25 protein-coding genes are annotated in these 24901 nt (G+C 67.8%); 20 read left to right on the forward strand and 5 right to left on the reverse strand.

The genetic code is table 11. The annotated features are described in order from the left end of the window. The first annotated feature begins 41 nt into the window (after positions 1-41). From bufB to QTH91_RS14260, 12 genes are all read left to right on the forward strand, one after another. Positions 42-911: an MNIO family bufferin maturase gene (gene bufB, locus QTH91_RS14205; RefSeq protein WP_286660761.1), complete on the forward strand. Its 870-nt coding sequence runs from the start codon at positions 42-44 to the stop codon at positions 909-911. Then, entirely contained in the window at positions 908-1705 is a 798-nt protein-coding gene (locus QTH91_RS14210) for an HvfC/BufC N-terminal domain-containing protein (RefSeq protein WP_286660762.1), read from the forward strand. The genes bufB and QTH91_RS14210 overlap by 4 nt, the downstream gene beginning before the upstream one ends. Further along, positions 1702-2187: a DoxX family protein gene (locus tag QTH91_RS14215; protein ID WP_286660763.1), complete on the forward strand. Its 486-nt coding sequence runs from the start codon at positions 1702-1704 to the stop codon at positions 2185-2187. Before QTH91_RS14210 ends, QTH91_RS14215 begins: the two co-directional genes overlap by 4 nt. Positions 2188-2277: 90 nt before the next feature. Further along, positions 2278-3600, forward strand: a complete 1323-nt coding sequence (locus QTH91_RS14220; protein ID WP_286660764.1) for a GTP cyclohydrolase II — start codon at positions 2278-2280, stop codon at positions 3598-3600. Then, on the forward strand, positions 3597-4985 hold the full coding sequence (locus QTH91_RS14225; RefSeq protein WP_286660765.1) for a URC4/urg3 family protein: 1389 nt from the start codon (positions 3597-3599) through the stop codon (positions 4983-4985). Before QTH91_RS14220 ends, QTH91_RS14225 begins: the two co-directional genes overlap by 4 nt. Positions 4986-5057: 72 nt before the next feature. After that, positions 5058-5687 carry a uracil phosphoribosyltransferase gene (gene upp, locus QTH91_RS14230; RefSeq protein WP_286660766.1) on the forward strand — a complete coding sequence of 210 codons (630 nt, stop codon included), beginning with the start codon at positions 5058-5060 and terminating at the stop codon, positions 5685-5687. Positions 5688-5834: 147 nt separating this feature from the next. Continuing rightward, positions 5835-6836, forward strand: a complete 1002-nt coding sequence (locus QTH91_RS14235; RefSeq protein WP_286660767.1) for a BMP family protein — start codon at positions 5835-5837, stop codon at positions 6834-6836. Between the two features lie 29 nt (positions 6837-6865). Then, positions 6866-8467: an ABC transporter ATP-binding protein gene (locus QTH91_RS14240; RefSeq protein WP_286660768.1), complete on the forward strand. Its 1602-nt coding sequence runs from the start codon at positions 6866-6868 to the stop codon at positions 8465-8467. After that, complete coding sequence (locus QTH91_RS14245) at positions 8464-9525, forward strand: ABC transporter permease (protein WP_286660769.1); 1062 nt, start codon at positions 8464-8466, stop codon at positions 9523-9525. The genes QTH91_RS14240 and QTH91_RS14245 overlap by 4 nt, the downstream gene beginning before the upstream one ends. Then, positions 9522-10445, forward strand: coding sequence for an ABC transporter permease (locus QTH91_RS14250; protein ID WP_286660770.1), 924 nt, complete (start codon positions 9522-9524; stop codon positions 10443-10445). The genes QTH91_RS14245 and QTH91_RS14250 overlap by 4 nt, the downstream gene beginning before the upstream one ends. 84 nt (positions 10446-10529) lie before the next feature. Further along, a complete protein-coding gene (locus tag QTH91_RS14255) occupies positions 10530-10739 on the forward strand; it encodes a type II toxin-antitoxin system VapB family antitoxin (protein ID WP_286660771.1) in 210 nt (69 codons plus the stop codon). Further along, positions 10726-11097, forward strand: a complete 372-nt coding sequence (locus tag QTH91_RS14260) for a type II toxin-antitoxin system VapC family toxin (RefSeq protein ID WP_286660772.1) — start codon at positions 10726-10728, stop codon at positions 11095-11097. Before QTH91_RS14255 ends, QTH91_RS14260 begins: the two co-directional genes overlap by 14 nt. Before the next feature lie 37 nt (positions 11098-11134). Here the strand turns inward: QTH91_RS14260 and QTH91_RS14265 are convergent, their stop codons facing one another. Continuing rightward, positions 11135-11833 (reverse strand): hypothetical protein, encoded by a 699-nt coding sequence (locus tag QTH91_RS14265; RefSeq protein WP_286660773.1) that lies wholly within the window; start codon positions 11831-11833, stop codon positions 11135-11137. A gap of 14 nt (positions 11834-11847) precedes the next feature. Continuing rightward, on the reverse strand, positions 11848-12801 hold the full coding sequence (locus QTH91_RS14270) for a 5'/3'-nucleotidase SurE (protein ID WP_286660774.1): 954 nt from the start codon (positions 12799-12801) through the stop codon (positions 11848-11850). A 158-nt stretch (positions 12802-12959) separates the two neighbouring features. On the opposite strand from QTH91_RS14270, the gene QTH91_RS14275 reads away from it, so the two are divergent. The 4 genes from QTH91_RS14275 to QTH91_RS14290 all read left to right on the forward strand — a co-directional run bounded on the left by QTH91_RS14275 (position 12960) and on the right by QTH91_RS14290 (position 17882). Beyond that, positions 12960-14237 carry an amidohydrolase family protein gene (locus QTH91_RS14275; RefSeq protein WP_286660775.1) on the forward strand — a complete coding sequence of 426 codons (1278 nt, stop codon included), beginning with the start codon at positions 12960-12962 and terminating at the stop codon, positions 14235-14237. A 238-nt stretch (positions 14238-14475) separates the two neighbouring features. After that, complete coding sequence (locus tag QTH91_RS14280) at positions 14476-15468, forward strand: Bug family tripartite tricarboxylate transporter substrate binding protein (protein ID WP_286661576.1); 993 nt, start codon at positions 14476-14478, stop codon at positions 15466-15468. A gap of 70 nt (positions 15469-15538) precedes the next feature. Beyond that, on the forward strand, positions 15539-16981 hold the full coding sequence (locus QTH91_RS14285; protein WP_286660776.1) for an aldehyde dehydrogenase family protein: 1443 nt from the start codon (positions 15539-15541) through the stop codon (positions 16979-16981). Beyond that, a complete protein-coding gene (locus tag QTH91_RS14290; RefSeq protein ID WP_286660777.1) occupies positions 16974-17882 on the forward strand; it encodes an NAD(P)-dependent oxidoreductase in 909 nt (302 codons plus the stop codon). Before QTH91_RS14285 ends, QTH91_RS14290 begins: the two co-directional genes overlap by 8 nt. Before the next feature lie 29 nt (positions 17883-17911). On the opposite strand, the gene QTH91_RS14295 is transcribed toward QTH91_RS14290, so the two are convergent. Beyond that, positions 17912-18817, reverse strand: a complete 906-nt coding sequence (locus QTH91_RS14295; protein ID WP_286660778.1) for a ZIP family metal transporter — start codon at positions 18815-18817, stop codon at positions 17912-17914. 133 nt (positions 18818-18950) lie between these two features. Here QTH91_RS14295 and moaA point away from each other — a divergent pair, with 133 nt between their 5' ends. Both moaA and moeA read left to right on the forward strand, forming a co-directional pair. Further along, entirely contained in the window at positions 18951-20096 is a 1146-nt protein-coding gene (gene moaA / locus QTH91_RS14300) for a GTP 3',8-cyclase MoaA (protein ID WP_286660779.1), read from the forward strand. Next, complete coding sequence (moeA, locus tag QTH91_RS14305; protein WP_286660780.1) at positions 20093-21361, forward strand: molybdopterin molybdotransferase MoeA; 1269 nt, start codon at positions 20093-20095, stop codon at positions 21359-21361. The genes moaA and moeA overlap by 4 nt, the downstream gene beginning before the upstream one ends. A gap of 14 nt (positions 21362-21375) precedes the next feature. Here the strand turns inward: moeA and rnhA are convergent, their stop codons facing one another. Together rnhA and QTH91_RS14315 are read right to left on the reverse strand one after the other, a co-directional pair. Further along, positions 21376-21810 carry a ribonuclease HI gene (gene rnhA / locus QTH91_RS14310; protein WP_390368836.1) on the reverse strand — a complete coding sequence of 145 codons (435 nt, stop codon included), beginning with the start codon at positions 21808-21810 and terminating at the stop codon, positions 21376-21378. Positions 21811-21821: 11 nt separating this feature from the next. Further along, positions 21822-22616: a class I SAM-dependent methyltransferase gene (locus QTH91_RS14315; protein WP_286660782.1), complete on the reverse strand. Its 795-nt coding sequence runs from the start codon at positions 22614-22616 to the stop codon at positions 21822-21824. Here QTH91_RS14315 and gloB point away from each other — a divergent pair. Both gloB and QTH91_RS14325 read left to right on the forward strand, forming a co-directional pair. Beyond that, complete coding sequence (gloB, locus tag QTH91_RS14320) at positions 22615-23400, forward strand: hydroxyacylglutathione hydrolase (protein WP_286660783.1); 786 nt, start codon at positions 22615-22617, stop codon at positions 23398-23400. The two genes, QTH91_RS14315 and gloB, sit on opposite strands and share 2 nt — an antisense overlap. Further along, complete coding sequence (locus QTH91_RS14325) at positions 23397-24863, forward strand: transglycosylase SLT domain-containing protein (RefSeq protein ID WP_286660784.1); 1467 nt, start codon at positions 23397-23399, stop codon at positions 24861-24863. Before gloB ends, QTH91_RS14325 begins: the two co-directional genes overlap by 4 nt. The last annotated feature ends 38 nt before the right edge of the window (positions 24864-24901 follow it).

Consider the following 24901-nt stretch of genomic DNA (forward strand, 5'->3'; position numbering starts at 1 on the left):
CAGCGGAACTGAGCCCACCTCGCACCACAAGGCATACAGCCATGACCCATGCTGCTCTCCTCGCGGGAATGGGCCTCAAGCCCGAACACTACGACGAGGCCGCGAGCTGCGAGCGCGAAGGCCTGTGGTTCGAGGTGCATCCAGAAAACTACCTGGTCGACGGTGGGCCGCGCCTGCATTGGCTACGTGCCGTGCGGGAGCGGCACCCGGTGTCGTTGCACGGCGTCTCGCTGTCGCTGGCCGGCCAGGACCGGCTGGACGAAGGCCACCTGGCTCGGCTGGCAAGCCTGGCGCGCATGATCGAACCGGCGCTGGTCTCCGAGCATCTGGCCTGGTCGGCCTGGAAGGGCCAGTACTTTCCGGACCTGCTTCCGTTTCCGCGCACGGCCGAAGCGCTCGTGCATGTGGCGGCGCGCATCGCGCATGCGCAGGATGCGCTGGGCCGGCGGATCGCCATCGAAAATCCGTCGCACTACCTTCGCCTCGATGATGCCGCGCTGGGGCGTCACGACTGGGACGAGATCGACTTTCTCGCCGAGCTTGTCCGACGCACCGGCTGCGGGCTGCTGCTGGATGTGAACAACGTTCACGTCTCGGCCCACAACCTCGGCTTCGACGCGTGCGACTACCTGGACCGCTTTCCCGCGCAGGCCGTCATGGAGATCCACCTTGCCGGTCATTCGCGCGATCCGGCGCTGGGCGACGCCCTGCTCATCGACTCGCACGACGCACCCATTGCCGCCGAAGTGTGGGCCCTGTATGCGCGACTCGTCCGCCGCATCGGCGCCCGGCCCACCTTGATCGAGCGCGACGGCAACCTGCCTGAGTTCACCACCTTGCTCGACGAATGCGAAACGGCCAGCGCCGTGCTGCGCCAAGGTGTTCCGTGCCATGGGGAGGTGGTCGCATGACTAAGGCACTCCACGCGTTTCAACAATGCTTTGCCGATGCATTGGCTCGGGTCAACGCATCCTCGCCCTCGCCGTTCGACGCGCAGCCCGGCTTTGCGATCTATCGCAACACGGTGATGAAGGCCGGCATCGACACGCTCGAAGCCAACTATCCCAGCGTGGCACGATTGGTGGGGCGCGACTGGTTCCGCGCCGCCGCCGCCTTGCATGTGGCGGCCAGCCCGCCAGCAGACGGCCGGCTCCTGGGCTACGGCCAGGCCTTCGCCGATTTTCTGCTCGACTTCGAGCCGGCAACGGAACTGCCTTACCTGCCCGACGTGGCCCGGCTCGACCGCTTCTGGACGGAAGCGCATGTCGCTGCCGACCAGCCCCCTCTGCAGGCCCACGACCTGGCGTTGCTGCCGCCAGAGGCGCTCGCCCATTGCCGGCTGCAGCCACACCCGGCCGCGCGGTGGGCCTGGTTCAACGATGCGCCGATCTACTCGATCTGGTCGCGCAACCGCGCTGTCGAGGATGCCGATGACGAAGAGATTGATTGGCAAGCCGAAGGTGCCCTGATCACGCGACCGCAACTCGCCGTGCAATGGACGCCCGCCGCGCGCTGCGATTGCGCATTCCTAGACGCCTGCGCCGAAGGCTGCACGCTGACCGACGCGACCGAGTGCGCCGCTCAGGCTGATCCGCAGGCGGACCTCGTCGACATGCTCTCGCGCCTGATGCGCGCCGGTGCGCTGGCCGCACCGCAGGCGCCATCGAAGCCCACCATCCACACCCCGCAAGGCTTTCGCTCATGACCTCCACCTCCGTCACCAACCAGGATCGCGCCGAGGCCGGCTCGACCGCCAGGCATCCCCGCTGGAACCAGATCGCGGCATGGCTGGAACGCATCGTCTCGCACGACGTGCTGGCCATTGGCGCCAGGCTGGCCGTCGCAGCCATCTTCTTCTACTCCGGACGTACCAAGGTGGAAGGCTTTCTGACGCTGAACGACAGCGCCATCGAACTGTTCAAAAGCGAATATCACCTGCCGCTCGTGCCCCCCGAGATCGCCGCGCACCTGGCCGCGTATGCGGAACACCTGTTCCCGCTGCTGCTGGTGCTGGGCCTGGCCACGCGGCTGTCGGCACTGGCCTTGCTGGGCATGACGGCGGTGATCCAGATCTTCGTCTACCCGGACGCTTGGCCGACGCACCTGTCGTGGGCCACGCTGATGCTCTACCTGGTCGGACGAGGCGCGGGCCGCCTCTCGATCGATCGCGCACTCGGCGTGCGCTGAATGCCCATACGCCCTGTGGCGTAGACGCCGCACGCGCCGGCTTGCAAGCCGCAGGGGCGCTCGGTACATTGCGGTTTTTGAGAGTCTGCAATGTCACTTGACGCTCCTGCGAAAGCCTCCACGTCCTCGACCACGCCGTCCGGCACCGGTTCAGTCCCCTCCTCCCCCTCTTCTCCCAGCCCGCGGCACATCCGGCTGACCTCGCACAGCGGCGGCTTCGGCGCGCTGCCGATGGTGTGGGGCCTGCCCAACCCGACAGAGCGCGGGCCTGTCATCGGCACCACCACCACGCGTGCGCACCGCAACGTGATCGGCACGCACAGCGGTTCGTACAGCGTCTACCGCGCACTGGCTGTGGCGGCCAAGGCGCTCGATCCGCAGCACAAGGCGGACCTGACCAACACCTCGCCGACCGACACCATCGGCCCCTACCCCCAATGGCTGGAGCCGGGCAAGATCGTGTCGCTCGACCCGTGGGGCGCCGATGTCGCATCGGTCTTCGCCAACGAACTGGCAGCCGGCTACGACATCCGCCCGACCATCGCGGTGACCAAGGCCCACGTGATCCTGCCCGAGGTCATCGACGCGCTGCAGAAGGGCCGGCTCAAGGCCGACGGCAAGTTCCTCACCGCCAACGGTGCGGCCGTGGTCACCAAGGCGGCCATCGAGCCGGTATGGTGGCTGCCCGGCGTGGCCAAGCGCTTCGGAACCACCGAAGCCGAACTGCGACGCGTGCTGTTCGAGGAAACCGGCGGCATGTATCCGGAACTGGTCACCCGCACCGACCTCGAAGTCTTTCTGCCCCCCATCGGCGGCCAGACCATCTACATCTTCGGCAACCCGCGCGACCTGGCCAATCCGGAGGTGGAACTCACCGCCCGCGTGCATGACGAATGCAATGGCTCCGATGTGTTCGGCTCCGACATCTGCACCTGCCGCCCCTATCTCACGCACGCCATCGAGGAATGCATCCAGGGCGCGCAGCGCGGCGGCGTGGGCCTGGTGGCCTACTCCCGCAAGGAAGGCCGGGCGCTGGGCGAAGTGACCAAGTTCCTGGTCTACAACGCCCGCAAGCGCCAGGTGGGCGGCGACACTGCCGACCAGTATTTCGCGCGCACCGAATGCGTGGCCGGTGTGCAGGACATGCGCTTCCAGGAGCTCATGCCCGACGTGCTGCACTGGCTGGGCATCCGCAAGATCCACCGGCTGGTCTCGATGAGCAACATGAAGTACGACGCGATCACCGGCTCCGGCATCGAGATCGGCACGCGCGTCAACATCCCCGACGAGCTGATCCCGGCGGATGCGCGCGTCGAGATGGATGCAAAGGTGGCGGCTGGCTACTTCACGCCGGGCGTCGTGCCGGATGCCGATGAGCTGCGCAAGGCCAAGGGTCGGGGGCTGGAAACATGAGCCGCGACAACTACGGCCTGGACCCCGACCATCCCACCCACAACCGAGCCGTCCAGGGCGCGGACGAACAGGGGCACGTCGATCCGGCGCTGGAGTTCGAGGCCGACGCCACGTTGCCGGAGTCTGCCGTGGCCATGCTGCGCAGCACGCAGGCGGTGCGCGATCGCGCTCACGCCTTGCTGGCACGGGCGCGGCGCGGCGAATCCAGATGGTTCGAAGTGGCCGACGACAAGATGCCCGAAGCCGTCCGCGTCGTCACCGAGACGATGCGCGAGCGGTACCCGTGGGACAACATTCCATATCACAGCCGCTGGCGCCATTTCGAGGCCGGCGGCGTGGATCGGCGGGCGCAACTCGACCGACTCCTGGGCCCGTCGGTCACTCCCCGCGAACGTGCACGCGCGCAGATCGACCTGGCCGTGGTGAGCGTGCTGCTGGACGCCGGCGCCGGCGCCGCGTGGCACTACGTCGAGCCCGCCACAGGCTTGCGCCTTGCTCGCTCCGAGGGGCTTGGCGTGGCGAGCTTCCATGCGTTCACCAGCGGGCTTTTCTCGTCCGACCCCAAGCACCCGTTGCAGGCGGACGCCGCCGGGCTGCGCGGCCTCGTCACCGACCACCTGGCCGGCGCCATGCAGGTCAGCGAGGTCAACCCCATGGTCGGCCTGACGGGCCGCGCGACGTTGCTGCGCCGACTCGGCGAAGTGCTGCACGAGCAGCCCGAATACTTCGGCGAGGACGGACGCCCCGGCGGCATGTTCGACGCCCTCGTCGGCCCGTACGGCCCCGCCACGCCGCCCACCGCCGAAGTCACGGCGCACGACATCCTCTCGCTGCTGCTGCAAAGCTTCTCGGCCATCTGGCCCGCGGCCAACACATTGCTCGGCGGCGCGGGCGGCATGCCCGCGGCAGATCCGCGACTGGCGCTGGGGGACTGCTGGCGACATTCGGCCGTCGAAGGACCGGGCCTCACGGCCGGATGGATGCCCTTCCACAAGCTGTCTCAGTGGCTCACCTATTCGCTGCTGGAGCCCTTCGAATGGGCCGGCGTCAAGGTGCGCGGCATCGACGCCCTCACCGGCTTGCCCGAATACCGCAATGGGGGGCTGATCCTCGACGCCGGTGTGCTGCGCCCCAAGGACACGGGCGCCACTTCGCGCGCCTGGAAGGCGGGCGACGAATTCATCGTCGAATGGCGCGCCCTGACCGTCGCGCTGCTGGACGAATTGGCCCCGCTGGTGCGCCAGCATCTCAACCGCAGCGCCGCCGAGATGCCGCTGGCCTGTGTGCTGGAAGGCGGCACCTGGGCGGCCGGGCGGATACTGGCACAGCGCTTGCGTGATGGAACACCGCCGTTGAACATCGAAAGCGACGGCACCGTCTTCTAGGCCGACGCTTCGCACCCTGTTTATTCTTGCGAACATCACCAAAACGAAAAGACGCGTCAGCGCCTAACGATCATGAGCAACGTACACCTCGTCGACCATCCTCTCGTCCAGCACAAGCTGACCCTCATGCGCCGCAAGGACGCATCCACCAACAGCTTTCGCCGGCTCCTCAATGAGATCAGCATGCTCATGGCCTACGAGGTCACGCGCGACATGGCCATGCAGGAGATCGAGATCGAGACCCCGCTGGAAACCATGCAGGCCAAGGTGATCGATGGCAAGAAGCTGGTCTTCGTGTCCATCCTTCGCGCCGGCACCGGCATCCTGGACGGCATGCTCAGCGTGGTGCCCGGCGCGCGTGTGGGCCACATCGGCCTCTACCGCGACCCCAAGACGCTCACGGCGGTGGAGTACTACTTCAAGATGCCCAGCGAGATGTCCGAGCGCGACATCGTGGTCGTCGACCCGATGCTGGCCACCGGCAATTCCGCCGTGGCCGCAGTCGATCGCCTGAAGGAGCTTCGCCCCAAGTCGATCAAGTTCGTGTGCCTGCTTACCTGCCCCGAAGGCGTGAAGACCATGCAGGAAGCACACCCCGACGTGCCGATCTACACCGCCGCCATCGACCGTGAGCTCAACGACCACGGCTACATCCTGCCGGGCCTGGGCGACGCGGGCGATCGGATCTTCGGGACCAAATAGTTCGACCCCAGTCTTCGCGCGCTTCGTGTCGCTTCGCCAACCCCCGTCCGGGGGCAGTGCCAGCGGTCCGGCCAAGCCGGTCCCGCGGCACTCCCGACAAAAGGGACCGGCCGGTCGTTCCGTTTTTTCAACTGAGGAGAAGAGTACGTGACTACACGCCGTCAATGGATTCATGGTTCTGTCGCACTGGCTGCCGCGCTGGCGGCAGGCTCGCCGGGGTTGGCACTGGCCCAGGCCAAGCTGAAGGTGGCCGCGGTATACACCGTGCCCTTCGAGCAGCAATGGGTGGGTCGCATCCACAAGGCGCTGAAGGCGGCCGAGGCGCGCGGCGAGATCGAATACAAGGCCACCGAGAACGTGGCCAACGCCGACTACGAGCGCGTGATGCGCGAATACGCGCAGGCCGGCAACCAGCTGATCCTGGGCGAAGTGTTCGGCGTCGAGAAAGCAGCGCGCCAGGTGGCCAAGGACTTTCCCAAGACGGCATTCCTGATGGGTTCGTCGCTCAAGCCGCAGGCGCCCAATTTCTCGGTGTTCGACAACTACATTCAGGAACCGGCCTACCTGAGCGGCATGATCGCCGGGGGCATGACCAAGTCCAACAAGATCGGCATGGTCGGCGGCTTCCCGATTCCCGAAGTGAACCGGCTGATGAATGCCTTCATGGCGGGCGCACGAGAGGTCAATCCCAAGGTGGAGTTCTCCGTCACCTTCATCAACAGCTGGTTCGATCCGCCCAAGGCCAAGGAAGCCGCCTTCGCGATGATCGACAAGGGCGCGGACATCATGTACGCGGAGCGCTTCGGCGTGTCCGACGCCGCCAAGGAGCGGGGCAAGCTGGCCATCGGCAACGTGATCGACACGCAGGCGCAGTATCCGGACACGGTGGTCGCATCGGCGCTGTGGAACATGGAGCCCTCGGTCGACCGCGCCATCAAGCTGGTCAAGGAAGGCAAGTTCACCGCCGAGGACTACGGCCCCTATTCGATGATGAAGCACAAGGGCTCCGAACTGGCGCCGCTGGGCACCTTCGAGAAAAAGGTGCCTGCCGACCTGGTCGCCAAGGTCAAGGCGCGCGAGGCCGACATCCGCGCCGGCAAGTTCACCGTCAAGGTGGACGACGGGCAGCCCAAGGCCAGCTTCAAGTAGGCGGCTTCACGCATGAGGCCATTGCCCACGTGAGCGACGCACCAGCCGCGCGGCCGGTGTTGTCGCTGCGCGGCATCACCAAGCGATTCGGCGCGCTCACCGCCAACGACGACATCTCGCTCGACCTGGGGCCGGCGCAGGTGCTCGCGCTGCTGGGGGAAAACGGCGCGGGCAAGTCGACGCTCATGTCGATCCTGTTCGGCCACTACACGGCCGACGCGGGCGAGATCGAGGTCTTCGGCGAGCGCCTGCCGCCCGGGCACCCCAAGGCCGCGCTGGCGGCCGGCATCGGCATGGTGCATCAGCACTTCACGCTGGCCGACAACCTGAGCGTGCTCGACAACGTCCTCATGGGCACCGAGCCGCTGTGGCGGCCGGCCTCTGCCCGATCCGCCGCGCGCGAGCGGTTGCTCGATGTGGCCGGGCGGTTCGGCCTGCCGGTGCGGCCCGAGGCGCTCATCGCCGATCTTTCGGTGGGCGAGCGCCAGCGAGTGGAGATCGTCAAGGCGCTCTACCGCGGCGCACGCATCCTGATCCTGGACGAGCCGACCGCCGTGCTGACGCCACAGGAAAGCGAGGCGCTGTTCGACACGCTGGCGCACATGGTGGCCGACGGCCTGTCGGTCATCTTCATCAGCCACAAGCTGCCCGAAGTGCTGCGCGTGTCGCACCGGGTCGCGGTGCTGCGCAATGGCAAGCTGGTGGCCCAGGCGCCCACGGCCGGCGTGACCCAGGCGCAACTCGCGTTGTGGATGGTCGGCCACGCGGTGCATGCGCCGACGCGCACACCGGCCAGCCATGTCGGCGAGGTGGTGTGCGCGCTCGACGACGTTTCGACCGAAGCGGACGGCGACGCCGACTCGCGCAACGGGCTTCGGCACGCGTCGCTTACGCTGCATGCCGGGGAGATCGTGGCGATCGCCGGCGTCTCCGGCAACGGCCAGGTCGCGCTGGCCGAACTGCTCAGCGGCACGCGCCACGCCGCTGGTGGCCGCGTGCAGTTGCTCGGCAAGCCGCTGCCTGCGGTGCCAGCGCAACTGGTGGATCAGGGCGTGGCGCGCATTCCCGAAGACCGCCATGCCGTTGGCGTGGTGGGCGACCTGCCGGTGTGGGAGAACGTCGTGGCCGAACGCCTGCGCAGTGCCGCGTTCTCGCGCCGCCTGCTGCCGGGCCTGCGCTGGATCAGGCGGGCGGCCGCCAGGGCGCAGGCGCAACGCGTTCAGCAGGCCTTCGATGTGCGAGGCGGTGGGCTCGATGCGCCCGCCCGGTCACTGTCGGGCGGCAACATGCAAAAGCTCATCCTCGGGCGCTCGCTGCTGGCGCCGGAGGATGCGAAGGGCAACGCGCCCGCACCCCGGCTGATCGTGGCGCACCAGCCGACGTGGGGGCTGGACATTGGCGCGGTGGCCTATGTGCAGCAGCAGCTGATCGCGGCCCGCGATGCCGGAGCCGCCGTTCTGCTGATCTCGGACGACCTGGACGAAGTCCTCGCTCTGGGCGATCGGGTCGCGGTGATGCACGGCGGCCACATTGGTGAAGCGCGGCCGGCGCAGGCATGGTCGCGCGAAGCGATCGGCCTGGCGATGGCCGGTACCGACGGCAACCATCCATCCCAAGAGGCGCGCGCATGAGGCTGGAACGACGCGCCTCGGTCTCGCGCAGCGCGCTGGTGTTGGCGCCCGTCTGCGCCGTGGCGTTTACCTTGCTGGTGAGCGCATTGCTCGTGCTGTGGGCCGGTGCGCCGGTCGCACGCACCTACGCGCTGCTGCTGCAGGGTGGCTTCGGCTCGGTGTTCGCCTTGAGCGAGACGCTCACCCGCGCCATTCCACTGATCCTCACCGGGCTGGCGGCGACGGTGGCCTTCAAGGCTCGGCTGTACAACATCGGCGCCGAGGGCCAGCTCTATGCCGGCGCCCTGGCTGCCGTGGCGGTGGGGGGCATGCACGGGGGCACGGGGCTTGAATGGCCGATCTGGGTGCTGTTCCCGCTGATGATGCTGGCCGCCGCCGTGGCCGGCGCGCTGCTTCTGCTGGGCCCCGCGCTCATGAAGCAACGCCTGGGCGTCGACGAGGTGGTGACCACGCTGCTGATCAACTTCATCGTGCTGCTGGGCGTGTCGGCGCTGCTCGACGGCCCCATGAAGGACCCGACCGCGATGGGCTGGCCGCAGAGCGTGTCGCTGCAAGACGATCTTTCGCTGGCACGGCTGATCGCCCAGACGCGCGTGCACTCGGGCCTGCTTTGGGGCGTCGCGCTGGCGTTCCTGGTCTGGGGCCTGTTCAAGTACACGGTGTTGGGCTTCGACATCCGCGCCGTCGGCGCCAACGCACGCGCCGCCGCATTCGCCGGCGTGCCGGTCACGCGCACGGTGGTGGCGGTGGCCCTGCTGTCCGGTGCATTGGCCGGGCTGGCAGGGGCGATCGAGGTGGCGGGCCGCACCAGCTACGTCACGCTGGACATGTCGCCGGGCTATGGCTACACCGGCATCGTCATCGCCATGCTCGCCGGGCTGCATCCGCTGGGCGTGCTGGCGGCCAGCATCTTCGTGGCGGGCATGCTGGTGGGCGCGGACACCATGAGCCGGGCCATTGGCGTACCCACCTACATCGCCGACGTGATCGTGGCGGCATCGCTGATCGCAGTGCTGGTGGCCACGCTGCTCACGCAATACCGGATCAGGCGCCGATGAGCGAGATCGCCGACATCCTCGCCAACAGCGCCTTCTGGGTGGCGGTGCTTCGCATCGCGACGCCGCTGATCCTGGGCACCCTCGGGGTGCTGCTGTGCGAACGCGCGGGCGTGCTCAACCTGGGCATCGAGGGCATCATGGTGGCCGGCGCCTTTACCGGCTGGCTGGCGGTCTACCTCGGACTTCCGCTGTGGGGCGGCGTCGCGGTGGCCGCGCTGACCGGCGCGGCGTTCGGGCTGCTGCACGCGCTGCTCACCGTTGGGCTGGCCCTGTCGCAGCACGTGTCGGGCCTGGGCATCACCATGCTGGCCACGGCGCTGAGCTACTACGGCTACCGCGTCAGCTTTCCAAAGGTGAACACTCCGCCCACCGTCACGCCGTTCGCGCCCATGGAATGGCTGCCGATCCCGGTGCTTTCGCAGCAGTCGTCGCTGACGCTGCTGGCCCTGCTGCTCGTGCCGATGGTGGCCTATGTCCTCTATCGAACGCCGGCAGGCCTGGCACTGCGCATGGTGGGCGAGAACCCGCAGGCGGCCGAAGGCCAGGGCGTGTCGGTGGCGGCCACGCGCACCGCGGGCATCATGGCCGGCTCGGCGCTGATGGGCGTGGCCGGCAGCTTCCTGACACTGTCGGCCTTCAACGCCTTTTTCTTCAACATGATCAACGGCCGCGGCTGGATCTGCGTGGCGCTCGTCGTGTTCGCCTCGTGGCGGCCCGGCAAGGCACTGCTGGGCGCCCTGCTCTTCGCCTTTTTCGATGCGCTGCAGTTGCGGCTGCAGCAGGCGGGCGATGCGGTGCTGCCTTACCAGCTCTACCTCATGCTTCCCTACCTGCTGTCGATCCTCGCGCTGGTGCTGGTGGCTCGCAAGGCGAGCTATCCGCAGGCGTTGATGAAGCCGTATCGCAAGGGTGAGCGCTGAAGCAGCCAGGGGCGGCGAGGTCGGGCTACACTTGATTTTGCATCATTTGATGCCATATTTGATGCACCGCTTTGAGGAACTGCCATGCGCACCACGGTCACGCTCGACGACGAGCTTCTCTCGAAGGCACGTGCCTACACGGGCATTCAGGAAAACTCTGCCTTGATCCAACAGGCTCTCAAGAGCCTCGTCCAGCGAGAAGCGGCCCGACGCCTTTCGCTGCTGGGTGGGTCAGCACCCGACCTCGCGCCTGTGAGTCGTCGACAAACCAGACCGAGCAATGATCCTCGTTGATACGTCCGTCTGGATCGATCATTTGGCACGAGGCGATACGCAACTCCAAGCGCTGCTGGAAGAAGACCAGGTCCTCGCTCATCCCTTCGTGATCGCCGAGATCGCGCTCGGCAGTCTTCCGCGCCGCGCGGAGACGCTCGATGCGTTGCGAGCGCTGCCTTCTGCGCCCATCGCCACCAACGAGGAGACGATGGGCTTCTTGGAGAAAGAGCGCCTTTTCGGCCTGGGCATCGGCTATGTGGATCTGCATCTGCTTGCCTCCACCCGGCTCCAGCCGACGACCTACCTTTGGACGAGGGACAAGCGCCTGTTGAGTGCGGCGCTGCAGTTGAACCTGGCCGCGTTCGCCCCTCATTGATCAGAGGCAGCCCGACGCGGGACCGCCACCGCCCACCTCAAACCGCCGACGCTGCCTCAACGTAGGCGCGCAAGTCGACCGTCCGAGCGCCATCGTCGGCGATCAGTCGCAAGCTGGCGGGCGCATCCAGAGCGTCGACCACCAGCACGCCGGTCGCACTGGCCGGCAGGGCCGCGCAGCCATTGCTCGTGAGACTGAGCGACAGCGCGCCAGGCAGCGTGCTGCTGGCGAGTGAGCCCGACAGCTTGCAGGCAGAAGTGCCGGCCGTGATCCGGCCATCCGCGCCGATGTTGAAGTCCGCCGCGGCGCCATCGGACAAGCGCACCACGTAGCGGCCCGCCAAAGTCGCGGCATCCGGCGTCGCCAGCGTACGCGCCTGACTGCTCAGCAACGACACGTTCAGATCGGTTGTCGGCGCCGGGACCGCCACCCATGCCGACGCCGCGTCGGCCCGGCGCAAGAGCAGGTCGACCGAATCGTCCGCATCCTCGAACGCCAGGAGGCGCTTGCCGTCCGCAGCCGCGTAATACCGGCCCACCGTGGGCTTGTCGGCGTCGCCGGTGCTCACCGCGTAGGCGCCGGTGCTCAGGTCTTCGGTCGAGACCTTCGGCTTGGCCGGCTCGGTGGTCGTGGCGCCGCCGCCACCGCTGGCCACCGGCGTGTTGCTGCTGCCACCGCACGCCGCCAGCATCAGGACGGCCGCGCAGGCGGCGCCGTTGAGAATCGATTGCTTCATCACGACGGCCCTTCTCATTGGCCGACCACGTCGCGCAGGCGCAGGCGCAGCCATTCCTGGCCGGCCGGACGATGCTCGAAGCCGATCTGCATGGCAGACACCGCCACCTTGGTGCGATAGACGACCGATTCGTCTTCTGCCTGATCGGCTGTCGGCTGGCCTGAGGCGAGCACGCCGCCGAGGCCGTAAGGCACGCTGTTCTTGAAAGCCAGGTTGTATGCGTTGAACGTGCCGATGCGCGAGAAGGCAAAGGACGTGTCGGCGGCAATGGCCTTCGGGAAGTTGACGTTCAGGGCCACGCCCTGCGGCAGCAGCGGGCCGTTGCCGGCCTTGGCCTGCAGCGCCTGGAGCAGCTTGACCGACAACTGCGCCACGATGGCCGACTTGGGATTGGCCAGACTGGTGTTGTCGGTGGTGTCGGCATCCGCGCTCAGTGCGATCGTCGCAATGCCTCGCGAGCCCGCGAATTGCGCGTTGCCCACCGTGCCCGACGCGTTGATGATGCTGCCCAGGTTCTGCCCTTCGTTGGGGCCGGAAAGCAGCACGTCGGGCGCCTTGCCCCAGCGTGCCTTGCCCGCCACGTCCAGGCCGTACATCGTGGCCATCACCGGCGTGCCATGCACGTAGAAGAAGTCGCCGTTGGTGTAACCGGGCTTGGTGAACGGCCCGACGGCCGGTGCACCGGTCGCAGCCGCGCCGTTGTGGCAACCGCCTTCGGCGTTGATCTGGGTCGAGTCGTTGTCCGGCACGATGGTGTCGGTGCTGTACATCACGATGCCGGCTCCGCGACCGCTCTGGCCGGTGCAGGGCACCGAGACCACCACGTCGTGTCCGGCGGCCTTCAGGGCGTCGTACAAGGCCTTGAGGTTGCTGGTCAGGCCGTCGTCGTTGGAGAGCACGATGTTGAGGGCGAAAGCGGGGCTGGCCAGGCCAAGCGCCAGGGCCGAAGCGGCGAGTCTGAGTTTCATTTTCTTGGAGATGGTTGAATGCAGCAACGAATCGGTGCGGCGACATCGTGCCGGTCGACGATGGCAAATCCGTGACAGTGCGGCACGTGCAGGCCCGGAAGTTGCGACCGGCCTACACTGGACTGCGCACCGCCACCATCGACTCCGAGGCTCTACCCATGCTCGACCTGCTGATCCACGATGCCACCCTGCCCGACGGGCGCACCGGCATGTCCGTCGCCGTTCAAGGCGGACGCATCGCCGAGGTGTCGCCCGGCTTTCGGGCACCGGCGGCCGAAACCGTGGATGCGCATGGCCTGCTGCTGTCACCGCATTTCGTGGATCCGCACTTCCACATGGATGCGACGCTCAGCTACGGCCTGCCGCGCGTCAACCAGAGCGGCACGCTGCTGGAAGGCATTTCGCTGTGGGGCGAACTCAAGCCGATGCTGACGGCCGAAGCACTCATAGAGCGTGCCATGGCGTATTGCGACTGGGCCGTGGCCAAGGGCCTGTTGGCCATCCGCACGCATGTGGACACCAGCGACCCCAGCCTGCTCGCGGTGGATGCACTGCTCGAAGTCAAGCGCCGCGTGGCGCCCTATCTCACGCTGCAGCTCGTGGCCTTTCCGCAGGACGGCGTGCTGCGTTCGCCGGGCGGTGTCGAGAAGCTCAGGCGTGCGCTCGACAAGGGGGTGGACGTGGTCGGCGGCATTCCGCATTTCGAGCGCACCATGGCCGACGGCGCCGCCAGCGTGAAGCTGCTTTGCGAGCTGGCGGCCGAGCGCGGCCTGCCGGTGGACATGCACTGCGACGAATCGGACGATCCGCATTCGCGCCACATCGAGACGCTGGCCTTCGAGGCGCAGCGGCTGAAACTGCAGGGCCGCGTCACCGGTTCGCACTGCACCTCCATGCACAGCATGGACAACTACTACGTCAGCAAGCTGCTGCCCCTGATCGCCGAAGCGGGCGTGAGCGTGATCGCCAACCCGCTCATCAACATCACGCTGCAGGGCCGCCACGACACCTATCCCAAGCGACGAGGTATGACCCGCGTGCCCGAACTGATGGCTGCCGGCGTGAACGTCGCCTTCGGGCACGACTGCGTCATGGACCCCTGGTACGGCATGGGCTCGGGCGACATGCTCGAGGTCGCGCACATGGGGCTTCACGTCGCGCAGATGACCAGCCAGGCCGGCATCCGCCAGTGCTTCGACGCCGTCACCGTGAACGCAGCGCGCGTCTTCGGATTGGCGGACTACGGCATCGCGCCGGGTTGCGAGGCAAGCTTCGTGCTGCTGCAGGCGCGCGACCCGGTGGAAGCGATCCGCCTGCGTGCGGCGCGTCTGAAGGTGTGGCGCGGCGGTCGCATCCTGGCGGAGGCCCCGGGCTCGGCCAGCACGCTGCACCTGGAAGGACGCCCGGCCACGGCGGATTTCATGCCGCCGCGCTGACCCGGCGGGCGCGCCATCGGCGCGCGCCGACCCACGCAGCCACGTCGACAGCCCTCTCGGTTGGGAAACGCCCCGTTCGCCATTCGGCACGGCGGCGCCAGCCTTCGCCGCACCGCGCTGCGCGACACTCCCGATGCCTCATTCCGTCCCGCGCGAGCGCGCCCCTCGGGACCGCCGATCGCGAACCTGCATCCAGACACGACACGAGACAACATCCATGCCCCACCCCACCTCGACCATGAACCGCCGCGCCCTGTTGCGCGCCGCCACTGCCGCCGGCACGGCGCTCGCCATCGGCCCCGTCGCCACGCTGGCCCATGCCGACGCGGGCTTTCCCGCCAAGCCGATCCGCCTGATCGTGCCGTTCCCGCCCGGCGGCGGCACCGACATCCTTTCGCGCCTCATCGCCAATGAACTGGCCACCGCCACCGGCTGGACGGTGGTGCCCGACAACCGCGGCGGCGCCGGCGGCACCATCGGCCTGGCCGAAGCGGCGCGCGCCAAGCCCACCGGCTACGACATCGTGATGGGCCAGAAGGACAACATGATCGTCGCGCCCTGGCTCTACCCCAACCTGAGCTACGACCCGAACAAGGACTTTGCCGCCGTCGCCCACGTGGCCTACACGCCGGTGGTGATCGTCACGCGCAGCGAATCGCCGTACAAGACGCTGGACGACGTGGTCAAGGCGGCGCGCAAGTCGCCCGACAGCGTGACCTACGGCTCGCCCGGCAACGGCACCACCATCCACCTGGCCGGCGAGCAGTTCAAGAACGCCGCCAAGGTGCAGATCCGCCATGTGCCATACAAAGGCAGCAATGCCGCCATGATGGATGTGATGGCCGGCAACGTGGACCTGATGGTGTCGTCGGTGCCATCGGCCATCGGCCAGCTCAAGTCGGGCAAGCTGCGCGCGCTGGCCGTGACCTCGGCCCGCCGCAGCTCGGTGCTGCCCGACACGCCAACCGTGGCCGAGCTCGGCTTCGGCAAGGACTTCGACGTGAGCACCTGGTATGGCCTGTTCGCGCCAGCGGGCACGCCGGCCGACATCGTCACGCGGATCAACGCCGAAGTGAACAAGCTTCTGGCCAAGCCCGAAGTGCAGGCCGCCATCCAGGCCCAGGGCGCCGAATACAAGGCCATGTCGCCCCAGCAGTTCGCCGCGCAGGTGGCCGACGAGTTGCCGAAGTGGAAGGCCATCGTGCAAGCCTCGGGCGCACGCATCGAATAAGCCAGGAGCGCGCGCCACCTACCCACCCACCCACGGACAGGGTCGGCAAGGCGCGCGCACAATCGACGCCATGCAACTGAACTTCATTGCCAACGAGCGCGTGCCCTCGTCATCCGGCCGCACCCTGCCCGTTCTCGATCCCTCCGACGGCCAGGTCTTCGACGAACTGCAGCGCAGCAACGCCGACGACATCGACGCCGCGGTGCGTGCCGCGCAGGCCGCCTGGGCCGATGGCCGCGGGCCCTGGGGCCGCCTCTCTGCCGCCGAGCGCGGCCGTCTGCTGATGGCGCTTTCGCGCAAGGTGGCCGAGCATGCCGACGAACTCGCCCTGCTGGAGCAGCGCGATTGCGGCAAGCCCGTCAAGCAGGCCAAGGCCGACTCGGCCGCGCTGGTGCGTTACTTCGAGTTCTACGCCGGCGCGTGCGACAAGCTGCACGGCGAGACCATTCCGTACCAGGAGGGCTACAGCGTCTTCACCTGGCGCGAGCCGCACGGCGTGACCGGCCACATCATTCCCTGGAACTACCCGATGCAGATCTTCGGGCGCAGCGTGGGTGGTGCACTGGCCGCTGGCAATGCGTGCGTGGTCAAGCCGGCCGAAGACGCCTGCCTGTCGCTGATCCGCGTGGCGCAACTGGCGGCGGACGTGGGCTTTCCGGCCGGCGCCATCAACATCGTGACCGGCTATGGCCACGAGGTGGGCGACGCGCTGGCGCGGCACCCGGGCATCGACCACATCAGCTTCACCGGCAGCCCCAAGGTCGGCACCATCATCCAGCAGGTGGCGGCCGAGCGGCATTGCCCGGTCACGCTCGAACTGGGTGGCAAGAGCCCGCAGATCATCTTCGCCGACGCCGATCTGGACGCAGCGGTCCCGGTGATCATCAATGCCATCGTGCAGAACGCCGGCCAGACCTGCTCGGCCGGATCGCGCGTGCTGATCGAGCGCGGCATCTACGAGCCGCTGCTCGACCGCCTGGGGCGTGCTTTCTCGGCGCTGCGCGTCGGTCCGGCTTCCATGGATCTGGACGTTGGGCCGCTGATCCGCCAGTCGCAGCAACAGCGTGTCTGGGACTTCCTGAGCGACGCCCAGGTGGCCGGCATCCCCATGGTTGCCCAGGGCAGCATCGTCGACCAGGCGCCTGACACCGGCTTCTACCAGGCCCCCACCCTGCTGCGCGACGTGCCGGTGATGCACCGTCTGGCGCAGGAAGAAGTGTTCGGCCCCGTGCTGGCTGCGATGTCGTTCGAGGGCGAGGACGAAGCGGTCGCTTTGGCCAACGCCACACATTTCGGGCTGGTCGCCGGCATCTGGACCGAGAACGGCGCCCGCCAGCTGCGCATGGCCAAGCGCGTGAAGAGCGGACAGGTGTTCATCAACAACTACGGCGCCGGCGGCGGCGTGGAGCTGCCGTTCGGCGGCGTCAAGTCTTCCGGCTACGGCCGCGAAAAGGGCTTCGAAGCGCTCTACGGGTTCACGACATTGAAGACGGTCGCCATCAAGCATGGCTGATCGTCCTGCACCCAACGCACGCCGCGTCGCCATCGTCGGGGTCGGCATGATCGGCACGGCCGTGGCGCAGCGCCTGCTCGATTGCGGCCATGTCGTTCGCCTGCACACCCGAAGCCCGGAAAAGCTCGCGCCGCTGGTGGCTCGCGGCGCGACCGCGGCGACTTCGGCCGCCGAGGCCGCTCTTGGCTGCGAGTTCGTCATCACGGCGCTGAATTCCGCCGACATCGTGCGGCAGGCCGTGCTGGGCCCGCACGGCGCCGCCGAGTCGATGGATGCGCAATCGGTGCTGATTGACATGTCTTCCATCGACCCGCCTTCGACGCGCCGCCTGGCCGACGACCTGAAAGGACGCTGCGGCGCGGCCTGGGTGGACGCGCCGCTGTCGGGCGGTGCGCCCAAGGCCCTGGTCGGCAAGCTGACCGTCATGGCCGGCGGCAGCGCCGAGGACGTCGCCCATGCGGGCGAATTGATGCGCGACCTGTGCGCCAACTACACGCACATGGGTCCGACCGGTGCGGGCCAGACCACCAAGCTCGTCAACCAGGTGCTGTGCGCGCTCAACAACCAGGCGGTCGCCGAGGCGGTGCGATTGGCCGAGGCAGGCGGCGTGGATGCGCGGCTGCTGCCCAAGGCTCTGGCCGGCGGCCGGGCCGACAGCGCGGCGCTGCAGGAGTTCGCGCCGCAAATGGCCGCGCGCGAAACGCCGCCTACCGGCGCCATCCGCAACATGCTCAAGGACATGGAAGGGGTGCAGGCGCTGGCCCATGCCAACCGGCTTCCCCTACCCCTGAGCAGCGCGGTCGCGGAACTGCTGCGCACCTTCGTCGCCGCAGGCATGGGCGACGAGCAGATCGCCGCCATCATGCGGCAGTTCGAGGGCTTCCGGCCGGCGCAGCATTAGGCGGCGGCCCGGCCGGGGCCGCTGCTCGATCAGCCGAGCGCCGTATCGAGCAGCATCATCAGCACGAAGCCCAGCATCAGCCCGCTCGTCGCGTGGGCCTGATGCCCGTCGCGGTGCGACTCGGGAATGATCTCGTGGCTGATGACGAACAGCATCGCGCCAGCTGCGAAGCCGAGCCCCCAGGGCAGCAGCGCCGCCGAACCCGCCACCAGCGCCACGCCCATCAGGGCCCCGAGGGGCTCGACCAGCCCGGTCGCGGCGGCGATGGCCACCGCCTTTCCTCGCGAATAGCCCGCCGCCAGCAGGGCCACGGCCACGACCAGACCCTCGGGCACGTCCTGGATCGAGATCCCGGTGGCCAGTGCGCTTCCGCTGATCGCGTCGCCGCCGCCGTAGCCGACACCGATCGCCAGCCCTTCGGGCAGGTTGTGCAGCGCAATGGCGAAGACGAAAAGCCAGGTGCGTCGCAGCAACTGCGCGTTGCGCACGTCGTCCACGCCTTTGAAGAAGTGCTCGTGCGGCAGGAAGCGGTCCATGGCCAGCATGACGGCGCCGCCCAGCAGGATCGCCATCGCCATCAGGCCGCCAGCGCCCCAGCGGCCCAGGCCGGTGGCCTGCGCGGCTTCCAGACCGGGCAAGACCAGCGAAAAGGCGCTGGCCGCCAGCATCACGCCGGCGCCAAAGCCCAGCAGGCTGGTCTGCACCCGTGCCGACAAGCGCTGCGAGAACATCACCGGCAGCGCCCCCAGCGCCGTGGCAAGGGCCGCGATGCTGCCGCCGGCCAATGCCTGGCCCGCCACGGGCGAGCTTTGCAGCGCCTGCCAGCCGCTCGTGAGCAGCACCAGCAAGCCAGCGCCGACGATGAACAGGCCGGCCAACCTCTGGGCGGCCCTGAGTGGATTCGCGTTTCTGGTCTGGGCGGTGGCGTATTTCATGACTCAATGATAATTATTCTCATTTGCCTGATGGGTTGATCCTTTCAATCCGGCCGATAGCCCTGACGCGTTCTGGATTCATTGACCGCGGTCACCCGCCCGATCGTTCTCATTGGGGTAAATTGCCTCACCGATGACCGAAGTCCGCATTCCGTTGAGCGCCCTGGGGCGGCCCCTGCGCCTCGATGCCGCCGCACCGCCTCTGGCGCCCGAAGGCACCGCCCTGCTCGACCGACTGGGCCGCCCGCTGACGGACCTGCGCATCAGCGTCACCGACCGATGCAACTTCCGCTGCAGCTACTGCATGCCCAAGGAAGTCTTCGACAAGGACTACCCCTACCTGCCTCATGGCGCGCTGCTGAGCTTCGAGGAGATCACACGCCTGGCCCGCCTCTTCGTCGCCCAGGGCGTCCACAAGATCCGCCTGACGGGCGGCGAGCCCCTGCTGCGCAAGAACATCGAACGCCTGATCGAGCAACTGGCCGTGCTGCGCACGCCGGACGGTCAGGCGCTGGACCTCACGCTCACCACCAACGGCTCCCTGTTGGCGCGCAAGGCGCAATCGCTGCGCGACGCCGGCCTGCAGCGCGTGACCGTCAGCCTCGATGGACTGGACGACACGGTGTTCCGGCGCATGAACGATGTCGACTTTCCCGTCGCCCAGGTGCTCGAGGGACTGGAGGCGGCGCGCAGCGTCGGGCTTGGCCCGATCAAGGTCAACATGGTCGTCAAGCGCGGCACGAACGAAGGCGAGATCCTGCCGATGGCACGTCGGTTTCGCGGAAGTGGCGTCGTGCTGCGATTCATCGAATACATGGACGTTGGCGCCACGAACGGCTGGCGCATGGATGAAGTGGTGCCTTCTGCCGAGGTGGTGCAACGCCTGTCCGAAGAGTTTCCGCTGGTGCCGCTTCACGCCACCGCACCGGGCGAGACCGCCCAACGCTGGGGCTATGCAGGCCCGGACGGCCGGCACGACCCCGCCCTGGGTGAAGTGGGCGTCATCAGCAGCGTGACGCAGGCCTTCTGCAGCGACTGCACACGAGCACGGCTGTCGACCGAGGGCCGTCTGTATCTGTGCCTGTTCGCCAGCCAAGGCCATGACCTGAAGCCGCTCCTGCGCGAACGCCAGGCCAGCGATGCACAGATCGCCTCGGCCATCGCCGCCATCTGGCAAGGTCGCGCCGATCGCTATTCGGAACTGCGCGGCCTGCGAGCACCCGACGAAGCGCCGGCCTCGGGCGCTCGCCGGGTCGAAATGAGCTACATCGGCGGATGAGCGTGCCCGTCGCGCTCCGCGTTGACGAGGCGCAGGCCCTCCTGGCGCAACTCGCCACGCGCAGCGCCATCACCGCGCATGAAGAGGTGCCACTGCACGCCGCATTGCAGCGCGTTCTGGCCCACGACCTCGTCTCGCCTTTTTCCGTGCCTCCACACGACAACTCGGCGATGGACGGCTACGCCTTCTCGGGTACCGCACTGCAGGGCCCGGATGCCGAAGTCCGTCTGCAGGTCGTGGGCACCGCCCTCGCTGGCACCGCGTGGCACCAGCCCGTGCGCGACGGCCAGGCCGTTCGCATCATGACCGGCGCCAAGATGCCGCCAGGCCTGGACACCGTCGTGGCGCTGGAGCAATGCCGCATCGACGGCGACGCGGTGCGATTCGACGCGCGCGTCTTGCGCCCGGGCGACAACCGGAGGCTTGCCGGCGAAGACCTTCGCCAGGGCGAGCCCGCGCTGCGCCGTGGCGACCGGCTCGGACCGGCAGCCCTGGGCCTGGCCGGAAGCCTGGGAAGCGCCCGCCTGGCTGTGTTCCGCCGGCTGCGTGTGGCCTACTTCTCGACCGGCGACGAACTGCTCAGCCTGGGCGACGCGCCCCGCGAAGGCGCCATCTACGACAGCAACCGCCACACGGTCTGCGCGCTGCTGCGCGGCCTGGGCTGCGAGGTGATCGACCTGGGGCTGGTGCGTGACGATCCAGCTAGCCTGGAGGCCACGCTGCAGCAAGCGGCCGACCAGGCCGACGCCATCATCACCAGCGGTGGCGTCAGCGTCGGCGATGCGGACCATACGCGTGCCGTCATGCAGCGCCTGGGCGAGATGGCGTTCTGGCGCATCGCCATGCGACCGGGCCGGCCGATGGCGGTCGGATCGATCGCTCACGGCGACCCCGGCCGCGCCCCGGCGGCGCTGTTCGGTCTGCCAGGAAATCCGGTTGCGACGATGGTGAGCTTTCTGGCTTTCGTCCGCCCCGCGCTGCTGCGCATGATGGGCGGCAATGAAGCCGCCGCTGCCGCGCCGCCCTTGCTGCGCGCGCGAAGCGCATCTGCCATTGCCAAGAAGCCCGGTCGCACCGAATACCAGCGCGCATGGGTGCAGCCGAGGCCGGGCGACTTGCCCAATGCGCGCCTGGCCGGCAATCAGGGCTCGGGCGTGCTCAGTTCGATGGTGAAGGCCAACGGCCTCGTCGTGCTGCACCACGACCAGGGTGACGTGGCCGCCGGCGATGAAGTGGATGTGATGATGTTCGAGGGCGTGCTCTAGGCCGTCGCTTCGACTCAGAGCCGGCCCAGCGCCTTCTGCACACCCTTGTTGGCCAGCATGTCGGCGCGCTCGTTGCCCACATCACCGGAATGGCCCTTGACCCAGTGCCATTCGATCTCGTGCCCCCCGCCTTGCACCAGCGCGTCGAGCCGCTGCCAAAGCTCCACGTTCTTCACCGGCGAACCGGTCGACGTGCGCCAGCCCTTGGCCTTCCAGCCGCGGATCCACTCGGTGATGCCCTGGCGCACGTACTGGCTGTCCAGGTAGAGCGCCACCTTGCACGGGCGTTTGAGCGCCCCCAGTCCCTCGATGACGGCGGTCAGTTCCATGCGGTTGTTGGTCGTTCCCAGTTCGCCGCCGAACAGTTCTTTCTCGCTGGCGCCGGCCTTGAGCCACACGCCCCAGCCGCCCGGGCCCGGATTGCCCTTGCAGGCGCCGTCGGTATACATCGTCACTTCGGTCAACGGATGATCTCTTTCGTCTTTTTTCTGTGATGCGTCGAGCCGTGGTGAACGCGTCCGGCAATGGGCACCGGCGCAGCGGCAATGGATGGCTTGCGCTTCCAGTTGGCCTGCAGCATCGTCATGCCACGTACGCGCTTGACGGCCACCACGAAGTACACGGCGCCGAAAATGGGCCACCAGCGCTCGCCGGCGCCATCCAGCCACCGGTAGCGATCGAGCCACGCCTGGCTTTGCACGGCGGGCCGGTAGACGCCGAAGCGTCCGGATTCCACCTCGAAACTCAGCAGCCTCAACCAGTCGCGCATGCGCCAGTAACCGATGAAGTCGCCTGCCTCGGGCAGGAACAACTCGCCGAAGCCCAGGCTCCGGTAGAGCCGCGCGCGCCGCTGGCGCCAGCCCCACAGGCTGGTCGGGTTGAGTCCGCAGATCACCACCTTGCCCTCGGGCACCAGCACCCGCTCCACTTCGCGCAACGTGGCGTGAGGGTCCGGGTTGAGTTCGAGCGCGTGCGGCAGCACCACCAGGTCGAGGCTGTTGGCCTCGAAAGGCAGTGCGGCAAAATCGGTCATCAACGCCGGCTGGCGCTGCGCCGGCAGGTGGTCGGCGGCCAGCCAGCGGTGGGGCATGCGGTTGCCGCGCAGCGCATCGATCTGGGGTAAACCCAGTTGCACAGCGTGGTAGCCGAACACATCGGCCACGGCCTGGTCGAACTGCGCCTGTTCCCATTCGAGCAGATACCTGCCCGGCGGGGTTTCCAGCCATTCCTCCAAACCTATAATTTCGCTGCTCATGACCCTCGTTCCGCTGCCCGCCTTTGCCGACAACTACATCTGGATGCTCCAGATCGAGTCCGGCGCGATTGTGGTGGACCCAGGTGACGCCAAGCCCGTGTTGAATGCCTTGGCGCAAAGCCATGTCAATCTGGCCGCGATTCTAGTCACCCACCATCATGCCGATCATGTCGGCGGCGTCGACGAACTGCGGCAAGCCACCGGCGCCGCCGTGTTCGGCCCGGCCGGTGAAGTCATTCCCGAACCCTGCACGCCGCTTTCCGAGGGCGACGTGGCCGAGGTTCTGGGCCTTCCTTTCTCGGTGATCGATGTGCCCGGCCACACGGCCGGCCATATCGCCTACTTTCTCCCCGCGAAAGCGTCGCCCGACGGCGTGCCGCTGCTCTTTTGCGGCGATACGCTTTTTTCGGGCGGCTGCGGCCGCCTGTTCGAAGGATCGCCGCGGCAGATGCTGCACTCGCTCGACGCCCTGGCGGCCCTGCCGGCCGATACGCGAGTGTGCTGCGCCCATGAGTACACGCTGTCGAACCTGCGATTCGCGCGAGCGGTGGAACCTTCCAACGACGCGCTCGCTCAATACATGACCTCGTGCGAAGCGCGACGCGCCGCTGGGGAGCCCACGCTGCCCTCGCGCATCGACACCGAGCGTTCCATCAATCCCTTTCTCCGCAGCCGTGAAGCATCGGTTCGCCGCGCCGTGAGCACCCATGCAGGGCTCGCGGCAAAGGCGGACGACGCCGATGTCTTTGCGGCTTTGCGCCAATGGAAAAACGACTTTCGATGAAGCTCCTGTGGGCCTGGCTGCTGGCCACCCTCTTCCTCGCCGGCTGCGCCTCGCAGGCGCCCCTGTTCCCCGACGGACCGCTCAAACCCATCTCGCAGACCGACATCGGCGCGGGCAAGGCGCACGGCGTCAAGTCCATGACGCCGCCTGTCGACATGTGGGACCGCATCCGCCGCGGCTTTGCCATGCCCGACCTGGACAACGACCTGGTGCACGACCGCGAGCAGTGGTACGCCACCCGGCCCGACTACATCCAGCGCATGACGGAGCGCTCCAACAAGTACATCTTCTTCATCGTGGAAGAACTGGAGCGGCGCAACATGCCCACGGAGTTGGCGCTGCTGCCCTACATCGAGAGCGCCTTCAACCCTCAGGCGGTATCGAGCGCCCGTGCGATGGGCATGTGGCAGTTCATGCCGGCCACCGGCAGCGACTACGACCTCAAGCAGAACATCTTCCGCGACGACCGGCGCGACGTCATCGCGTCGACCCGCGCCGCCCTCGACTACCTGCAGCGCCTGTATGACATGTTCGGCGACTGGCAGCTTGCCTTGGCGGCCTACAACTGGGGCGAAGGCAGCGTGGGCCGCGCCATCAAGAAGAACCAGAGCGCCGGACTGGGCACGACCTACAGCGACCTGAACATGCCGGCCGAGACGCGCATGTACGTGCCCAAGCTGCAGGCGGTGAAGAACATCGTGGCCAATCCGTCAAAGTTCGGCGTCGACCTTCCCTACATCTCGAACCACCCCTACTTCACCACCGTGGAACTCACGCGTGACCTGGACGTGGACCTCGCCGCCAAGCTGGCCGACGTTCGCATCGAGGACTTTCGCGCGCTGAATCCGGCGGCCCACAAGCCGGTGCTGCTGGCCGCCGGGACGCCGAACATCCTTCTGCCGTGGGACAACGGCGTCATCTTCGAGCGCAACTTCAAGGCCCTCACCGAGGGCCAGTACGCAAGTTGGACGGCCTGGACGGTCCCCGAGACCATGACCGCGGCCAATGCCGCGCAGCGTGCGGGCATGAGCGAGACCGACCTTCGCGCGGTCAACAACATTCCGCCGCGGATGATGATCAAGGCCGGCTCCACCCTCATCGTGCCGCGTTCCGCCCGCGTGAAGGAAGACGTGGCCGCCGTCGTGGCCGACTCGGGACAGTTGAGCTTCCAACCCGAGGTCGTCACACGGCGCACCTCGGTGCGCACGCGGGGCAACGAAAGCGTGACCTCGGTGGCGCGCCGCTACAAGCTCAGCCCGTCCAGTGTGGCGGAGTGGAACGACGTGCCGACCAATCACGTCTTCAAGCGCGGCTTCAACGTGGTGGTGTACCTGCCGGTGCGTGAATCGAGTTCGCAGAGGGTCGGCTCAGGTGCCCGCAGCACGCCCACCAGCAAGCGCAGCGTCGCTGCGTCGCACAGCAAGTCGAAATCGAGCGGTTCGTCCAGCAAGCGCAAGCGCTGAACTGCGGCAGTGCGGCCACGCCGGCCGCGTTCGCGGGT

Source organism: Variovorax dokdonensis (assembly GCF_030316895.1).
GTDB classification, from domain to species: Bacteria; Pseudomonadota; Gammaproteobacteria; order Burkholderiales; family Burkholderiaceae_C; genus Variovorax; species Variovorax dokdonensis.

Bases quoted from the DNA above. Each gene is read 5' to 3' on its own strand.
- QTH91_RS14285 (WP_286660776.1), top strand. From the start codon at position 15,539: ATGCAACTGAACTTCATTGCCAACGAGCGCGTGCCCTCGTCATCCGGC.
- QTH91_RS14325 (WP_286660784.1), top strand. From the start codon at position 23,397: ATGAAGCTCCTGTGGGCCTGGCTGCTGGCCACCCTCTTCCTCGCCGGC.
- QTH91_RS14290 (WP_286660777.1), top strand. From the start codon at position 16,974: ATGGCTGATCGTCCTGCACCCAACGCACGCCGCGTCGCCATCGTCGGG.
- QTH91_RS14315 (WP_286660782.1), bottom strand. From the start codon at position 22,616: ATGAGCAGCGAAATTATAGGTTTGGAGGAATGGCTGGAAACCCCGCCG.
- QTH91_RS14210 (WP_286660762.1), top strand. From the start codon at position 908: ATGACTAAGGCACTCCACGCGTTTCAACAATGCTTTGCCGATGCATTG.
- QTH91_RS14245 (WP_286660769.1), top strand. From the start codon at position 8,464: ATGAGGCTGGAACGACGCGCCTCGGTCTCGCGCAGCGCGCTGGTGTTG.
- bufB (WP_286660761.1), top strand. From the start codon at position 42: ATGACCCATGCTGCTCTCCTCGCGGGAATGGGCCTCAAGCCCGAACAC.
- QTH91_RS14280 (WP_286661576.1), top strand. From the start codon at position 14,476: ATGAACCGCCGCGCCCTGTTGCGCGCCGCCACTGCCGCCGGCACGGCG.
- upp (WP_286660766.1), top strand. From the start codon at position 5,058: ATGAGCAACGTACACCTCGTCGACCATCCTCTCGTCCAGCACAAGCTG.
- QTH91_RS14260 (WP_286660772.1), top strand. From the start codon at position 10,726: ATGATCCTCGTTGATACGTCCGTCTGGATCGATCATTTGGCACGAGGC.
- QTH91_RS14220 (WP_286660764.1), top strand. From the start codon at position 2,278: ATGTCACTTGACGCTCCTGCGAAAGCCTCCACGTCCTCGACCACGCCG.
- rnhA (WP_390368836.1), bottom strand. From the start codon at position 21,810: ATGTATACCGACGGCGCCTGCAAGGGCAATCCGGGCCCGGGCGGCTGG.
- QTH91_RS14255 (WP_286660771.1), top strand. From the start codon at position 10,530: ATGCGCACCACGGTCACGCTCGACGACGAGCTTCTCTCGAAGGCACGT.
- QTH91_RS14265 (WP_286660773.1), bottom strand. From the start codon at position 11,833: ATGAAGCAATCGATTCTCAACGGCGCCGCCTGCGCGGCCGTCCTGATG.
- QTH91_RS14295 (WP_286660778.1), bottom strand. From the start codon at position 18,817: ATGAAATACGCCACCGCCCAGACCAGAAACGCGAATCCACTCAGGGCC.
- QTH91_RS14270 (WP_286660774.1), bottom strand. From the start codon at position 12,801: ATGAAACTCAGACTCGCCGCTTCGGCCCTGGCGCTTGGCCTGGCCAGC.
- QTH91_RS14225 (WP_286660765.1), top strand. From the start codon at position 3,597: ATGAGCCGCGACAACTACGGCCTGGACCCCGACCATCCCACCCACAAC.
- QTH91_RS14215 (WP_286660763.1), top strand. From the start codon at position 1,702: ATGACCTCCACCTCCGTCACCAACCAGGATCGCGCCGAGGCCGGCTCG.
- QTH91_RS14250 (WP_286660770.1), top strand. From the start codon at position 9,522: ATGAGCGAGATCGCCGACATCCTCGCCAACAGCGCCTTCTGGGTGGCG.
- QTH91_RS14275 (WP_286660775.1), top strand. From the start codon at position 12,960: ATGCTCGACCTGCTGATCCACGATGCCACCCTGCCCGACGGGCGCACC.
- moaA (WP_286660779.1), top strand. From the start codon at position 18,951: ATGACCGAAGTCCGCATTCCGTTGAGCGCCCTGGGGCGGCCCCTGCGC.
- gloB (WP_286660783.1), top strand. From the start codon at position 22,615: ATGACCCTCGTTCCGCTGCCCGCCTTTGCCGACAACTACATCTGGATG.
- moeA (WP_286660780.1), top strand. From the start codon at position 20,093: ATGAGCGTGCCCGTCGCGCTCCGCGTTGACGAGGCGCAGGCCCTCCTG.